The organism is Cellulomonas sp. GbtcB1 (assembly GCF_019091725.1).
GTDB lineage: Bacteria > Actinomycetota > Actinomycetes > Actinomycetales > Cellulomonadaceae > Cellulomonas.
Window position 1 is genome coordinate 1 of record NZ_JAGXJG010000444.1, and the last position, 244, is coordinate 244.

1 pseudogene is annotated in these 244 nt (G+C 83.2%); it reads right to left on the reverse strand.

The annotated features are described in order from the left end of the window. Positions 1-189: pseudogene (locus tag KVT14_RS20985) on the reverse strand (hypothetical protein); the annotation flags it as partial. Positions 190-244: the final 55 nt, after the last annotated feature.

A 244-nucleotide genomic window follows, 5' to 3' on the forward strand; every position in this document is an offset into this window, starting at 1 on the left:
CGGGGCGGTGGTCGAGTACGCCAGCAGGGCGCCGGAGGGCTGCGCCCCCTTCGCGGCCAGCTGCGGGTCGCTGAGCTGCCGGTCCACCCACGCGGGCAGCCGGTGCGGCCGGTGCCCGCGCGCGGTGGTCTCGGTCCGGTCGGCGCCGCGGTCGGGCGCGGCGTGGGCGGGGTGGGGGGCGTCGATCATGCGGGGGGGTCCTCGGGGGCGGGGGCGGGCCCGGCCAGGAGCAGGGCGGCGCGCG